Consider the following 13,195-nt stretch of genomic DNA (forward strand, 5'->3'; position numbering starts at 1 on the left):
ACCCCAGTCCATCCGACTGGTGCCGTCCGACCAAGGGGCAGACCGCGAACGCAACGATCAGTCGTCGTGATCGCTGCTGTCCGGGAGCGCTGTGAGTGCCTTCAGAAGCACCTCGGCGCCGGCTGACGGAGTGCCGCGGCGGACGGCCAGACCGATGGGCAGGGCCAGGCCGGGGGCCCGGAACGGGCGGAAGGCGATGCGTGGGCTGAGGAGCACGCGTGCGTGAGCCGCGTACACGACGGTCCACATCGGTACGGAGCCGGCACCGATGGTGGCGAGGATGTCCTGCAACGAGCCGGTGACCGGACCGGGTGGCGGCTCGAAGCCGGCCGAGTGGCAAGCCTCGACGACCATGTCGACCAAGGCCGGGTTGTTGCGTCGGGTGGTCATACAGAGCTGCAGGCCGGCCAAATCCGCGAGGGCCACGTCCCTCTCGCGGGCCAGCGGATGGACCGCCGGTAGGGCTACGACCAGGGGGTCTTTCCCCACGGGCATGATCTGCACGCCCGGAACGGGCTCCAGAGAACGCACGAAGGCGGCGTCGAGGCGGCCGTCCGCGACCTGCTCCAAGCGGTCGCGGAATGCGGCCGAAACCAGCTGCACCGCGGTATCGGGTGCGAGGACGGCCAGGTCGCCGAGCAACCGGTCCAGGTGCTCGCCGAGGCCGGTGCTGGTGCCGAGGCGCAGGCTGCTCCGTTCCCGCACGACGGCCCTCGCCCGTTCGGCGGCGGCGAGCACGGCCCGAGCCTCGGGCAGCAGCCGCTCTCCCGCGCCGGTGAGTCGAACGTGGCGCGGCGAGCGGTCGAAGAGGGCGGCCCCCAACTCGCGTTCCAACCTCCGCACTTGCTGGCTGACCGCTGACTGGACGATGTGCAGTCGGTCGGCGGCGCGGCCGAAATGCAGTTCCTCGGCGACGGTGACGAAGTAGCTCAGCTGCCGCAGTTCCATCTTTCGACTGTAACCGTCGAGGTCGAGCGACCCGCAGCGGCCACCTGGAGGTCGGGGCGATGGCTCGCCGGCGGGTTTGCCCACCCCACATCCGCCGACTCGCACGCGCGGCGCCCGCGGGCCGCCGGTGGATTGGTTGGCTTCGGATCCCTTCTGCAGTGCGCCACGGACCTTTCACGTCGGGTGGGAAGCCGGTTTCCGTCGTGGCGATGAGTTTGCCGGTCCCCGCCGGTCTATCTCTTGACGGAGACAACCGACTCATCAGGAGCAAGCCATGGGCCTCATCCACATCGAGATGTTCGCGACCCTCGACCTCGTCGGGCAGGCGCCCGGCGGCCCTGACGAGGACCCGCTGGGGTTCCCGTTCGGCGGCTGGCAGGTGCCCTTGATGGACGAGGTCGCCGGGGCGCAATTCGATGCCGCGTACGAGGGCACGGACGCCCTGCTCCTCGGCAGGCGGACCTACGACATCTTCGCGGCGTACTGGCCTCACCAGGCGGGTGGCGAGAACAACGACTTCGCCACGCTCTTCAACAGCGTCCCGAAGTACGTGGCCTCTCGCGGTCGGCCCGACCTCTCGTGGGCCGGGTCCACCCACCTCGGCCCGAACCTGGCCGACGAGGTGCGCGAGATCCGCGAACGCCACGAGAACGTGAAGGTCGTCGGGAGCCTGAATCTCGTACAGACCCTCCTGCGCGAGAAACTCTTCGACCGTCTCGACCTCTGGCTGCACCCCATCGTGCTCGGCGTCGGCAAGAAGGTGTTCGACGGTGGCGCGGTACCCACCAACGTCACGCTCATGGCACCCCCGGAAGCCAGCCCGAAGGGCACCGTGCACCTGCGCTACGGACTCGCCGACGGAACACCCGCCACGGGAGACATGAGCGCACCCGATCGCGGCGCCGCGAACACCGAATGAAGCCATCCCGCGACGGCGGGTCCGTGCTTCTGCGGGCGGGCGCGGAATACCGGCGGCCCGCCCCGGCGGGGCGGGCCGCGGTGGGTGTTCAGGTCAGGGCGCCGACTCCGGGCGGCCGCCCCGGCCGGCTCGCAGGGTGCAGCCCGCCCACGGCCGCTTCGCCGCTGGTCAGCCTCCCGCGGCGCATCGGCCTCAAGGATCTCGGGCTGGTTGCCGAGATCGAACGGCTTGGTGCGATCATCCTCGGATGCGAGCGATCGACGAGTTGGCCGATGCGGACGATCCGGCCTGGCCTCGGCTTCACGAGATGGTCACCGCGAGTTCCGTGCCCGCGAAGTTGCTTCCCGTCGACCGGGATGAGGGGCGTCGGTGCCTCTTGCAGATGCAGGTCACCGCGCGATCCATGCTCGGTGCTTTCGTGCTGAACACCGGCGGGTTGCTCTTGGACGACGGATGGCTTCGAGTGTTCGGCGGAGGTTCGGCCGTTGCGGGGGGCTTGCCGAGCCTGGGCCAGGTCAACGGGTTTCCCACGGTCTTCGACGCCGCTTGGAATCCCGTGGTCGGTCTCGTCGTAGGCCACGACGTCGTAGGTGGTGTATTCGCGCTGAACGGCCATGACCCTTCGGCTTCGGGGCGCCCGGGGGCACCAGGTCAGATGATCTACTTCGCTCCCGCACACGCTCGCGTGGGAGGCGCTGGAGGTCGGCCACTCCGCGTGGGTCTCCTGGCTGCTCTCGGGCAACCTGGAGACGTTCTATGCCGGGCTGCGTTGGCCCGGTTGGCGAGAGGAGGCCGGCGCCCTGGGCCCCTCACAGGGGATTGCCGTCTTTCCGTTCCTGTGGTCCAAGGAGGCCCATTCGGATCTCGCTGCCACGAGTCGGCGGCCGGTGCCGATGCGCGAAGTGCTCGGGGTGGCAGCCGATTTCGCCGGGCAGCTGGGGCCGGCCGATCCCGGAGACCTCGGCGAGGTGTGAGCCTGCCTCGGATCAGGACCGGCCTCCATGGCTTCACCAGTGGCAGGCACGTGTCGCTTGCCAGGCCGCCAGGTGCCGTCGGCGCTCCCGGAGGTGCCACCCCCCTCAGCCTCGTACAGCCCGGAATCCGCCGACATCGCGTTCCATACCTTCCCTGTCCGGCGACCGGACGGTAACTTGGCGCCGCAGCCGCCCGGGGACGGGGTGGCCACAGCCGGCGGGAGCCGACATGAAGAGCCTCGTGCGGGTGGTGCTGAGCGTGCTGCTCTTGGCCGGCGGCGCCGTGCCGGCCGCCACGGCCGCCGCTTCCGCGGCCCCGTCGGCCCCGGCGCCGGACGTCACACCGCTGGACGCTTCCTGGACACCCCCGCTCTCCACCCGGGGCCGCTACATCGTGGACGCCCGAGGCAACCGCTTCCGCCTGCGCTCCGGCAACTGGGACGGCGCCCAAGGCTCCTGGAACGGCTCCGGCGACCAGGGCGACCCCGCCAACCACCACGCGGGCCAGGATTCCCACGGCATCCCCCTGGGCCTGGACCGAACCGCCCTGCCCGCCCTGCTCGCCGACTTCCGCGCCCTCGGCCTCAACAGCGTCCGGCTGCCCTTCTCCAACGAGATGCTCCACGCGACCACCTCCGTCCCGGACGCCGCCGTCACCGCCAATCCGGAGCTGCGCGGCCGTACGCCGCTCCAGGTCTACGACGCCGTCGTACGCGCCCTCACAGACGCCGGGTTCGCCGTCATCCTGAACGACCACACCGGCACCACCCGCTGGTGCTGCGGCCTCGACGGCAACGAACGCTGGAACAGCAGCCGTTCCACGACCCAGTGGGCCGACGACTGGGTCTTCCTCGCCCGCCGCTACCGCGACAACCCGCGCGTGGTCGGCGCCGACCTCTACAACGAGGTCCGCCGTGACACCTGGGACGACCCCAACTGGGGCCTGGGCGACGCCCACGACTGGCAACTCGCCGCGCAGGAGGCCGCCGACCGCATCCTCACCGAGGGCAACCCCGACCTGCTCATCGTCATCGAGGGCATCAACTGGACCGGCATCCCCCTCGACGGCCTCCCGCACGGCCGGCCCGCTCTCACTCCCGTCCGCACCCTCTCGCACACCCTCGTCGTCTCGAACAAGCTGGTGTACTCCGCCCACTTCTACGGGTACACCGGCCCCCACCACAGCGGTGCGACCGGCCTCGGTGAGACCCATGACGCGCGCTACCAGGACATGACACCCGCCGAGCTCCGGCAGACCCTCTACGATCAGGCCTTCTTCGTCTCCGCCGAAACCGGGACGCACTTCACCGCCCCCGTCTGGATCAGCGAGTTCGGCATCGGCGCCGACGAGAACGGGACCACACCGCGCACCTGGTTCCAGAACCTCACCGGCGACCTCGCCGCCTCCGACGCCGACTTCGCCTACTGGCCGCTCGTCGGTTGGAGCACCACCGCACAGGGCGCCCCCGGCGGCGACAGCTGGGCCCTGCTCCGCTACGACGCCACCGGCCGCCGCACCGGAATCCTCGACCCCGCCGACTGGCGCACCGGCCCCTGGACGACCCTCACCACCGCCCCGGGCCGCACCGGATCGGTCCCCGCGACCGTCGCCTGGTACCAGCTGAGCACCGACCACCGGGACCACAACGCCTCGCTGCGCACCCGCGCCACCGGGGACTGGGACACCGGCGCCCGCAAAGCCGTCTGCCCCGACGGCTCTCGTCTGGCCGGCCTCGGCCACACCGGCGGCCGGGGCCTGTGCTCCACCTCCGACCTGCGGGCCGCGACCGCCGGCCAGACGGTGGTCCGCGACGAGACGTACGTCCCGCCCGGCGGCGACTGGGCCGGCGGTTACACCAAACTCCAGTGTCCGCAAGGGCAGTTCCTCATCGGATACAGCGTCCGCGGCGAGCGGGTCTCGGCGGCGCTGTGTGCCCCGGCGCGAACCGCGCTGCCCGCGGGCGGAGGCCGAACGGTCTGGTTCGACAGGGGCGACAACCGCCCGGTGGGCGCCGGGGGCGGCGATTTCGCCTCCGGCCACTACAAGGGCCAGTGCCAGGCATCCGAGTACGCGGCGGGCATCGCCTTCACCACCCGTGTCGCCGCCCGTCCGACCCCGGCGGCGCTCCTGTGCCGGCCCCTGCCGGCCGGCTGAGCGAGTCCTCAGGGGGCCCCGGACGGTCCGCGGTGTCGCCGGTCAGACCCGCTGTCGGGGGCGGGGGTCGGCCTGCCGGGCGTCCGGTGTGGTCGCGGGGGTGAGGTCGGTGGTGCAGAACGCGCAGCGTCGGGCGGCGGCGGGGACGGCGCTCAGGCAGGCCGGGCAGTCCCGTTTCGCTGCCTGTACGTCCTGGTGAGGGGCGAACCGCTCGTGCAGCTTGTTCATGGGGGCGACGACGAGGAAGTACAGGGCGGCGGCCACCAGGACGAAGCTGATGGTGGCGTTGATGAAGCCGCCGTAGGGGAAGTCGGTCCCGCCCAGGGTGAACGACTTGTCGGTGAAATCGCCCGCGGCTCCGGCGGCCAACCCCACCAGCGGTGTGAGGAACGCTTTGACGAACCCGTTGACCACGCCTGTGAAGGCCGCTCCTACCACGATGCCCACGGCCAGGTCGACCACGTTGCCCCGCAGGATGAAGCTGCGGAATCCTGCCAAGCCCCTCATATGCCCCTCCCGGATACGGAACCGTCGCCGACGGCTTCTTGTCCACATCGCCTGCCCCCCGACCGCGGAACTCACCCCTGCCCCCGGGCGAGCGGGTTCTGTGAACCCGCCGCGACGGCATGTTTCCCGGTCGGGGGAGTAGAGTTTATAGTTGTCGCATGACAACTTTTTAGGCATCTGAGTACCGGCCTGCGGCGAGCAGGCTTCGGGCGGCTCGGCGTCGCTCCGAGTGCCGGGCTCTCCCACGCGACGCTGCCCCTGGGATGTCAGTGCGGCGGAGTCCAACTGGCCGTTCTTCATCAAGGGATGTCTTCGTCGTGACGAATTTGCCGGCTGTGGAGCGCGCACTGCGTACCGCGGCGCCCCACGAGCTCTTGCCCAGACTTCGGGCCGCCCTGGTCGAGCACTTCGGCGCGCTGGGCGTCGAACTGCTGATGGCCGACTACAGCCTCACGGTCCTGCAGCCGGTCACGTCCTTGCCACACACGGCCGAGCCGCTGTCCGTGCGCACGAGTCCGGAGGGCCGGGCGTTCGGCAGTCAGGAGCCGTACGGACAGTACGCCGCGCGCGATGGCGCCGTGGACCTGCACCTGCCGGTCACGGTCCGGGGCGACCGCCTGGGCATCTTGACCGTGCGCCTGCCCGATGCCGACTGCACCGCGCAGGCGGTGGAGGAACTGCGCGAGCTCGCGGAGCTGCTCGGGCACGAGATCGTCGTGGCCGAACGCGATACGGACCTCTACCTCCAGGCCCGGCGCGCCAGCCGACTCACCCTCGCGGCCGAGATGCAGTGGCAACTGCTGCCCGCCCGCTCCTGCTCGCGCCCGGAGTTCGCGATCGGGGCACAGCTGGAGCCCGCGTACGACATCCACGGCGACAACTTCGACTGGTCCTCCACAGCGGACAACCTCACCCTCACCGTCACCAACGGAATGGGCGAGGGCATCGAGGCCTCGCTCCTGACGAACCTGGCGGTCAACGCGCTGCGCAATGCGCGTCGCGCGGGGGTCGGGATCGCGGACCAGGCGGCGCTGGCGGATCAGGCCATCTACGGCCGCTACCGCGGGGCGCAGTACGTCTCCACACTTCTGATCTCGCTCGACGTGGCCACCGGCAGCGGGCAGGTGGTCGACGCGGGCTCGCCCCAGTTGTGGCGCTACCGCGACCGTTCCGTGGAAAGGGTCCAGTTCGAGGCCCAGTTCCCGCTCGGGATGTTCGAAGAGACGCCCTACGTCGCCCAGGATTTCCAGGCGCTTCCGGGCGATCGGCTGGTCTTCGTCAGCGACGGCGTGTACGCGGCCGCCTCCGCGGCGGGCGAGGCGTACAGCGAGCGGGCGCTCGCCCGGGCCGTCCAGGCCACCAGCCTGCTGCCGGCGGCCGCGGTCCCGGGCGGGATCCTGCGCGAACTGGCCGCCTACCGCGACGCGGCCCCCGACGACGACGCCCTGGTGATGTGCATGGACTGGTTCGGCCGACCTGGGTCCGCGACGCCCTGACCTGACATCCCACGGCCCCGGGGCGGGCTCGTACCGGGGCCCGGTCGCGCGGGACGGGATCGACGCGGTTCGGCGCGTCCCGGCTCCCGTCCTCCTGCCGGCGTGCGGGTCGAGCTGCGGTGAACGGCGTAATCACCGCGTGGGTGGCGTTCGGTAGGCGACGGAGTCGACGTGGTCGGCACGCCGGATCAGGTTGTCCGTGGGTCCGTACCGTACGCGGCGGGCAACGACGCGCGTCGTCCCGTCGAGCCCGCGAGCCGCCGTCCGCCGCCCGTTTCGCGCGTGAGCGATGAGTTTGGGCGGCGGACCGGGTCTACCTGGCATGACTCGACATATCGCTGACACCTCGGTCCCAGCGCTCGGCGCTCGGCGCGGCATCGACCGCGACGCTCCCGTCCTACGACGTCTTCCGGTGATCCGATGACCACTGTCCACGCCAATGAGATCGCCTTGGGCATCGAGTCGTTCGGCGACCACGACGCGCCACTCGTCCTGCTCGCGGGCGGGACGACGATGCTCTCCTGGCCCGACGCGCTGTGCGAGCGCCTCGCCGCCGGTGGACGCCGTGTGGTGCGCTACGACCTGCGCGACAGCGGGGAGTCGACGACGACTGATCCGCAGGCTCCCGACTACACCCTGCGCGACCTCGCCGCCGACGCGGCGGCCCTTGCCCACAAGCTCGGCGGGAGGCCCGCGCACCTCGCCGGGGTAGGCGTAGGCGGGATGGTCGCCCGGGTCGCCGTGCTCGACCATCCGGGCGCATTCTCGGCGCTGACCCTGGTCGGGACCCGCTCGGTCCGCCCTGGCCCGCCTGACGATGACCTTCCCGACCACGACCGGGCGACGATGAGCCGGCTGTTCGCGCGTCCGATGCCTGATTGGACCGACCGCGAGTCGGTGGCGGAGTTCGCCGCCGCCGGCGCCGAGATCCGCGGCGACGACCCCGTCGCCGCGCGGGCGATCGCCGCGCGCATCTGGGACCGCACTCCCGGCACCGCACCCCCGGTCCAGCTGGCCAACCAGATGGGCATGGTGTTCTCCAGGCTCGACTGCGAACCCCGCTGGCGCGAGCGCCTGCCCGCGATCGAGGTGCCCACGCTCGTCGTCCACGGCCGCCGCGACCCGTTCTTCCCCGTCGGCAACGGCGAGGCGATAGCGCGCGAGATTCCCGGGGCACGCCTGCTCGTCCTAGAAGAGGCCGCCACTGTGATTCCCGATGCGGCGGTCGGCGAGGTCACGGAGGCGATGCTCACGCTCGGACAGAGGGCGGCGGGAAAGCGGGACCGTCTCGTCCGGGACGCGGCCCGCGGCGGGTGCCGTAGAAGCGGTGAGCACGCGAGGCACTCGCGTTCCGGTCACATCTGACAACGCAGCAACTTCCGTATTCGGCTCGGCGTCCCGGGCGCCCTGAGGGCGGGCGGTGTGCTTCCGCGCGACTTCATGATCTACGGTCTCCTACTGAATCGGTACCGATCAGCTCGACAACGGGGAAGTACGCACATGCGCAAGACGGCAATCCTCACCATCAGCCTGCTCGCAGCGGCCTCGCTGCTGACCGGGTGCGGCAGTGAGAAGGAGGGCGCCGCCCCGCTGAAGACGGGCCACGCCTCACCGAGCGCCTCACCGAGCGCCTCGGCGAGCGGCGGCGCGAAGGGCTCGTCCTCGGGGAAGAAGGGCGTTGTCCACGAGGTGGTTTTCGAGGTGGGCGGCACGGGCGCGAGCAAGGTCTTGTGGATCGGGAACACCAACCACTTCGAGCAGGTGACGCTGCCCTGGACGAAGACGGAGTCCGTGCAACTGGAGGGCGCCGAGCTGAAGATCGGTGTCACGGTGTCGGTGGTACCCGGCTCGGTCAAGGGGGCGGACGGGATGCTCAAGCCCGCCCCGTGCACCATCAAGGTCGACGGCAAGCAGGTCGCCGACAACCAGGACGGCAAGACGGCCGAACCGTGCAACTACAAGCTCAAGGACTGACAGCCGGCACCGTCGCGTGTGCTTCGCCAGTGCTTCCACGAGGCGGTGTGCGCATGCTCCGCTGAATCGACAGGCCTCGACGTCGGTTCCGCCCTCGTCATTGCTGTGCAGAGCAGCATCCGCGGAAGCCGCGTGAGGGTATCGGGCCGGCTCCCGGCATGCGCGAACCCATTCGGGGTAGCGGGTGCAGGAGTGGCGAGCGATGTGTCTGGGGGTGGGCCGTGGAGAGGGAGCGGCTGACGGTCGGGGAGACGGCGGCGTGGGATCAGCTGGTGGCCGGCCTGACGGATCCGCGGGGTGGTGGAGGTGCGGCGTGCAGCCGACGGAGGCCGTCACGGGTGTCTTCGACCGGGCTGCCGCCCGTGTCGGCCTTGCTCGCGTGCCCGGTTCTGGTGCTGCTGGTGACGGGCGGCTTCAGGGGCATCGAGGGCCTCTTCTGGGTGACTGTGATCGTTTGGGTGGCCGCGGTTCTTCGTATCTCCCGTGTTCTCGGCCAGGGCCCGCGCGCAATCCGTTTCACCGATAGTGCTCACGTCGGCGAAAACCGCGCGTAATGCACCACCCCGCCCACAGGCGCAGCGTGGGCTTCAGGAAGGGTGTGTGTTGTCCGCGAGTACCGCGGCCACCAGTTCCCGTCTGCTGCGGACGCCGACCTTGTCGAAGATCGCGGTGAGGTGTTCCTGGACGGTGTTGCCGGAGATGTGCAGTTCGGCGACGATCTCGTGGGTGGATCGGCCTTTGAGGATGAGCGCGGCGACGCGTATTTGCGCTTGGGTCAGGCCCTGTGCGCTCAGTAGGAGGGATCCCAGCTCGGCTGGTGGCACGGCCTGGATCACGATGCCGATCCGCGGGCCCGTCGGATCTTGCAGTCGCGTTGCGTGCATGCTGAGCCATCGACCGGAGCGGCCACGCAGGCGTACCGCACTCGGAGGCGCGCAATCCCAGGATCTTTGCTCGGCCGCGGTCAATCGGGCGGCGACCGCGTGGACGGGCACGGGCAGCCCGCTCGCGCCGGGCCACAGATCGTCGGGGAGGTCGCTGAGCCACTGTTCGGCCTCGGGGCTCATGGAGACCACGGTGTAGTCGCTGTCGAGTACCACGATGCCGGGCGCCGGGCTGTCGGCGGACGGGGAGGGTCCCCTCGTGCCACGCGCGGCGCTGCCGAGCGCCTGTCGCAGTCCCTCGGCGAGATGTGGTGCCAGGCGGTCGATCAGTCGCAGCTCGTCGGTGGAAAACCCGGTGGGGGAGTCCTGGCGGTGCAGGCACAGCACGCCCCAGCAGTGGTCGCCGACCATCAGAGCCGCGCGCAGTTCGTCGCCGAGCCCGAGGGGGGCCATGACCTCGCGGTAGCGCGGGCTGGCCGCGCGGTTGCCACCGGTGGCCAGGTCGAGCGAGGAGACCGGATGCGATGCCCGGGCCAGCGCGGTGAACTTGTTCACGTCCGGGCGCCCGAATTCGTTCTCCAGGAACAGTGGCGTCGCCGTGCCGAGCGGGTCTTCCGCCACCGCGGAGGTGAACAGCAACGTCATCGGGTCGACGGTGGCGAAGAAGGCCGCGTCCACCGGCACGATCGTGCGCAGTCGGGACAGGACGCCGGAGCGCAACGCGTCGGCGTCCAGTCCCGCCCGGCACAGGGCCACAATGGCCGAGGTCCGGCGCTCCAGGCGCGCCGACGCGGCCGTCGCTCCTGTCATGACTTCGACGCTACGCCGGTGCCGGGACGATGCCCAGTTGCCGCAGGACGCCTAGTTCGTCGAGCCGGCCCCACCGCTCGACGATGCGTTCCTCCCGGATGCGGAAGATGTTGATCCCGCGCAGGGTCACGGTGCGGCCCTGGGCCGGGGCCGGCGCCCCGAACAGTTCGCCGCGTTGCGTGCCGCCGGCGGTGAAGTGCTCTACGACCAGGTCGCCCTCGGCGATCACCAGGTGGGGTTCGCTGTGCCAGTCCGGGCACGCTCGGCGGAACAGCGCGCCGGCGGAACGCATCGCCTCACGGTCCGGGGGGCCGCCCAACGGAGGGTCGTGGTCGACGAAGTCGACAGCGAGGTAGTCGTCGACCGCGCCGAGGTCGCCCTTGGTGAAGAGCGCGTCGATGAAGGCGCGCACGATGTCCTTGTTGGTGACGAGGGTGTTCTCCGAGATGTTCATGACCTCAGTCTTCATCCGTGGAAGGGGCCCGGGTACCCCAGGAATCTGGGGTTTTCCCGCTCGGCCGTCACTCGTGGAACCTGGCCGCGGCTCCGCTCGGACGCTCATCGGCGACGTCGAACCGATGGGCGCCGGCGGGGGCAGTCGTCTCCGAGCAGCGGCGACGGCAGCGTGGCGTCCGTGCGGGTGTTTCCGGTGCTGTGCCGGGCACCCGTCTCTTGGTGGGTTTCGGTTCCAGGGCGCCTGGCCGGCCCGGAGGCGTGGAGGTGCGGGGATGAGCGGTCACTCTGGTTCGGCCGGCCTTCAGGAGCGCTTTGCGACGCTGCAGCGCCTACTGGGCAAGGCGCTGGACCGGCTGGGCGCGGGCGCCTACGCGGTGGATTCCGACGGCGTCATCGTCGCCGTGAACGCACAGGCGCAGATTCTGCTGGGCCGTGACGCGGGTGATCTGCTGGGGCAGGACGCGCACGATCTGCTGCACCGGCAGGCCAACGGCATGAGCATGGCCCGCAGCCGGTGCCCGATGATGGCCGCGTTCATCGACGGCCGGGTGCGCCAGGAGGAGCGGGACTTCTTCGTTCGCGGGGACGGCTCGCTGCTGACGGCGTCCTGGCTGGTGACCCCCCTGCGCATCAATCCCAGGGAGACGGGGGCTCTGGTGGTGTTCCACCAGCACGACCCGTCCGGTGTGTCGCTGCCGGTGTCCGCCATCCAAGCCGGGCTGCTTCCCGAACTGGAACGGCTGGCCCTGCTGGCGGAGACCACCACGCAGCTGACCGCGACCCTGGACGTCAACGAGGCCTTGGAGCGGCTCGTGCGACTGGTCGTTCCCCTCCTGGCGGACTGGATCGTCATCGACCTCGTCACCGAGACCGGCGACGTCCAGCGCAACCTGGTCGCCCATGACGACGACGGGCACATCACCCGCCGGGCGGACCTGCAAGGAACCGTGTTCTCCGTCCCGGAGACCTCGCCGCTGCCGCTGTCCCGCGCCCTGCGGGGCGCGGGGTCCACTTTGGCGACGCCGCACACCTATCAGGGGCCGCCGGACTCACCCGTCGCCGTCGAACAGCGCAGACTCTTCGACCACACCGGCATGCACTCCGCGGTCATCGCGCCCATCCGCGGCCTGCGCGAGATCCTCGGCGCCCTCACCCTGGGCCGCTCCACACAGCCGGAGCCGTTCACCACCGCCGAGATCCCCCTGGTCGAGGACCTCACCCGCCGCGCCGGCCTGGCCCTGGACAACGCGCGCCTCTACCAGCGCCAGCGCAAAGTCGCCGAAACCATGCAACGCCACCTGCTGCCCCAGCTACCCCGCATCCCCGGCCTGGACATGAGCGCCCGCTACCTACCGGCCCCCCACGCCTCCCAGGTCGGCGGCGACTGGTACGACGTCTTCCACCTACCCGACCGGACGCTCGCCCTCGTCATCGGCGACGTCGCCGGCCACGACCTCGACGCCGCGGCCGGTATGGCCCAGCTGCGCAACATCCTGCGCGCCTACGCCTGGTCCCACGACGAGCCGCTCAGCGTCATCGTCGACCGCTTCGACCAGGCCCTGCCACACATCACCGATGTCGCGATGGCGACCATGATCCTGGGCCGACTGCAGCCCCACACCGGCGGGAGCTGGCACATGCAGTGGACCAACGCGGGCCACCCACCACCCCTGCTGGTCACCCACGACGGCGAGGCCAAGTACCTGACCGACGGGCACGGCATGCTGCTCGGCACCCAGGCCCGCGTCCGCCGCGCAGACGCCACACACACCCTGCCGCCCTTGTCGACACTGGTGCTCTACACCGACGGACTCATCGAATCCCGCGGGCACACCCTCGACTACGGCCTCGAACGGCTGCGCCGGCGCGCCACCCGCCTCGCCCGCCACCCGCTGGAAACCTTCACCGATGCCCTGATGGAACAAGCCCGCCCGTTCGACAACGACGACGACGTGGCCATGCTCGCCATTCGCGTGCCTGCGCCCGGACCCGACACCCTCTGATCGGACCCGACACATTCCGGTCGGACCCGACACCCTCCGATCGGAAGGGGGGCGCGCCTCACCGTGGCT

12 protein-coding genes and 1 pseudogene are annotated in these 13,195 nt (G+C 70.7%); 9 read left to right on the forward strand and 4 right to left on the reverse strand.

Annotation, left to right across the window (positions count from 1 at the left end):
- Positions 1–57 precede the first annotated feature (57 nt).
- Complete coding sequence (locus E6R62_RS05790) at positions 58–948, reverse strand: LysR family transcriptional regulator (RefSeq protein ID WP_136212030.1); 891 nt, start codon at positions 946–948, stop codon at positions 58–60.
- A 274-nt stretch (positions 949–1,222) separates the two neighbouring features.
- Here E6R62_RS05790 and E6R62_RS05795 point away from each other — a divergent pair, with 274 nt between their 5' ends.
- The 4 genes and pseudogenes from E6R62_RS05795 to E6R62_RS05805 all read left to right on the forward strand — a co-directional run bounded on the left by E6R62_RS05795 (position 1,223) and on the right by E6R62_RS05805 (position 4,996).
- Complete coding sequence (locus E6R62_RS05795) at positions 1,223–1,867, forward strand: dihydrofolate reductase family protein (protein WP_136212032.1); 645 nt, start codon at positions 1,223–1,225, stop codon at positions 1,865–1,867.
- A gap of 307 nt (positions 1,868–2,174) precedes the next feature.
- Positions 2,175–2,477, forward strand: a pseudogene (locus E6R62_RS41665) (DUF2625 family protein); the annotation flags it as partial.
- Between the two features lie 118 nt (positions 2,478–2,595).
- Positions 2,596–2,841 carry a DUF2625 family protein gene (locus E6R62_RS41670; RefSeq protein ID WP_276615535.1) on the forward strand — a complete coding sequence of 82 codons (246 nt, stop codon included), beginning with the start codon at positions 2,596–2,598 and terminating at the stop codon, positions 2,839–2,841.
- A 229-nt stretch (positions 2,842–3,070) separates the two neighbouring features.
- Complete coding sequence (locus tag E6R62_RS05805) at positions 3,071–4,996, forward strand: glycoside hydrolase family 5 protein (protein ID WP_136212034.1); 1,926 nt, start codon at positions 3,071–3,073, stop codon at positions 4,994–4,996.
- Between the two features lie 42 nt (positions 4,997–5,038).
- On the opposite strand, the gene mscL is transcribed toward E6R62_RS05805, so the two are convergent.
- On the reverse strand, positions 5,039–5,503 hold the full coding sequence (gene mscL / locus E6R62_RS05810) for a large conductance mechanosensitive channel protein MscL (RefSeq protein WP_136212036.1): 465 nt from the start codon (positions 5,501–5,503) through the stop codon (positions 5,039–5,041).
- A gap of 317 nt (positions 5,504–5,820) precedes the next feature.
- Between mscL and E6R62_RS05815 the strand changes: the two genes are divergently transcribed.
- The 4 genes from E6R62_RS05815 (at position 5,821) to E6R62_RS05830 (ending at position 9,527) form a co-directional block, all read left to right on the forward strand.
- On the forward strand, positions 5,821–6,999 hold the full coding sequence (locus E6R62_RS05815; RefSeq protein ID WP_240801490.1) for a PP2C family protein-serine/threonine phosphatase: 1,179 nt from the start codon (positions 5,821–5,823) through the stop codon (positions 6,997–6,999).
- A gap of 420 nt (positions 7,000–7,419) precedes the next feature.
- Complete coding sequence (locus E6R62_RS05820) at positions 7,420–8,364, forward strand: alpha/beta fold hydrolase (RefSeq protein ID WP_136212040.1); 945 nt, start codon at positions 7,420–7,422, stop codon at positions 8,362–8,364.
- A 135-nt stretch (positions 8,365–8,499) separates the two neighbouring features.
- A complete protein-coding gene (locus E6R62_RS05825) occupies positions 8,500–8,973 on the forward strand; it encodes a hypothetical protein (protein ID WP_136212042.1) in 474 nt (157 codons plus the stop codon).
- Positions 8,974–9,311: 338 nt separating this feature from the next.
- A complete protein-coding gene (locus E6R62_RS05830) occupies positions 9,312–9,527 on the forward strand; it encodes a hypothetical protein (RefSeq protein ID WP_136212044.1) in 216 nt (71 codons plus the stop codon).
- 33 nt (positions 9,528–9,560) lie between these two features.
- Here E6R62_RS05830 and E6R62_RS05835 read toward each other — a convergent pair whose 3' ends face one another.
- Both E6R62_RS05835 and E6R62_RS05840 read right to left on the reverse strand, forming a co-directional pair.
- Positions 9,561–10,667 (reverse strand): LuxR C-terminal-related transcriptional regulator, encoded by a 1,107-nt coding sequence (locus tag E6R62_RS05835; protein ID WP_136212046.1) that lies wholly within the window; start codon positions 10,665–10,667, stop codon positions 9,561–9,563.
- A 10-nt stretch (positions 10,668–10,677) separates the two neighbouring features.
- A complete protein-coding gene (locus tag E6R62_RS05840) occupies positions 10,678–11,121 on the reverse strand; it encodes an ester cyclase (RefSeq protein WP_136212048.1) in 444 nt (147 codons plus the stop codon).
- Positions 11,122–11,395: 274 nt separating this feature from the next.
- Between E6R62_RS05840 and E6R62_RS05845 the strand changes: the two genes are divergently transcribed.
- On the forward strand, positions 11,396–13,126 hold the full coding sequence (locus tag E6R62_RS05845) for a SpoIIE family protein phosphatase (protein WP_136212050.1): 1,731 nt from the start codon (positions 11,396–11,398) through the stop codon (positions 13,124–13,126).
- Positions 13,127–13,195 lie beyond the last annotated feature (69 nt).

The organism is Streptomyces sp. A1136, from assembly GCF_004795055.1.
In the GTDB taxonomy this organism is placed as follows: domain Bacteria; phylum Actinomycetota; class Actinomycetes; order Streptomycetales; family Streptomycetaceae; genus Streptomyces.

What these genes read in the sequence shown, in the direction of transcription:
- E6R62_RS05790 (WP_136212030.1), bottom strand. Translation starts at nt 948, where the DNA reads ATGGAACTGCGGCAGCTGAGCTACTTCGTCACCGTCGCCGAGGAACTG.
- E6R62_RS05795 (WP_136212032.1), top strand. Translation starts at nt 1,223, where the DNA reads ATGGGCCTCATCCACATCGAGATGTTCGCGACCCTCGACCTCGTCGGG.
- E6R62_RS05805 (WP_136212034.1), top strand. Translation starts at nt 3,071, where the DNA reads ATGAAGAGCCTCGTGCGGGTGGTGCTGAGCGTGCTGCTCTTGGCCGGC.
- mscL (WP_136212036.1), bottom strand. Translation starts at nt 5,503, where the DNA reads ATGAGGGGCTTGGCAGGATTCCGCAGCTTCATCCTGCGGGGCAACGTG.
- E6R62_RS05820 (WP_136212040.1), top strand. Translation starts at nt 7,420, where the DNA reads ATGACCACTGTCCACGCCAATGAGATCGCCTTGGGCATCGAGTCGTTC.
- E6R62_RS05825 (WP_136212042.1), top strand. Translation starts at nt 8,500, where the DNA reads ATGCGCAAGACGGCAATCCTCACCATCAGCCTGCTCGCAGCGGCCTCG.
- E6R62_RS05835 (WP_136212046.1), bottom strand. Translation starts at nt 10,667, where the DNA reads ATGACAGGAGCGACGGCCGCGTCGGCGCGCCTGGAGCGCCGGACCTCG.
- E6R62_RS05840 (WP_136212048.1), bottom strand. Translation starts at nt 11,121, where the DNA reads ATGAACATCTCGGAGAACACCCTCGTCACCAACAAGGACATCGTGCGC.
- E6R62_RS05845 (WP_136212050.1), top strand. Translation starts at nt 11,396, where the DNA reads ATGAGCGGTCACTCTGGTTCGGCCGGCCTTCAGGAGCGCTTTGCGACG.